The organism is Nitrincola lacisaponensis (assembly GCF_000691225.1).
GTDB lineage: Bacteria > Pseudomonadota > Gammaproteobacteria > Pseudomonadales > Balneatricaceae > Nitrincola > Nitrincola lacisaponensis.
The window spans coordinates 1-540 of record NZ_JMSZ01000029.1 but is presented as its reverse complement, the minus strand read 5'-3'; the positions used below and the strand labels follow the sequence as shown (position 1 = coordinate 540).

The window sequence follows — 540 nt, the reverse complement described above, 5'->3', positions numbered from 1 at the left end:
CTTTGCTGACAACCGATATGAGGTTGTCTGGAATCACGAGTTCCGGAACACCACCAAGGAACGCGAAGGCACGGATGTGAGAGCCGATCCAGTCGGGTAGTGTCTGGCTCCAGGTCGCCTCGGCAAAGGTGTAATTGGAGGCTCCCAGCACCGCTACAAAGATCTGTGCCTCATGGATTTCGCCCGTGGTGCGATCAATGATGGGGGCCGTCTTACCGGCATAGTCCACGAACAGCTTCTCCCCGGCACGGTGATCCTGACGCATGACCAGATCCAGCTTGCCTTGCCAGGCCCGGTAGTGCTCGCAGAACCAGCTGTACTGATAACCTTCCGGGTTCGCCTCTCGATACTCCTGCCACAACAGGAACAGCGTGACGTGTGGGTGCCTGAGTTCCTGGTGGATCTGACGCCAGTCCGGCACGCCCCGCACATGAGCAGGCAGGTCGGGTGGTGGCGGGAACAGCTGTTGCTCCAGTTTGGTGTCGTCCAGATCGCTCGGTAATGGCCAGCTCAGACCTGCCTCGGCGGTACGACGAAGGT

At 59.6% G+C, this 540-nt stretch carries 1 pseudogene; it reads right to left on the bottom strand.

From position 1 onward, the window contains the following. Positions 1 to 540: pseudogene (locus ADINL_RS09630) on the bottom strand (DDE-type integrase/transposase/recombinase); the annotation flags it as partial.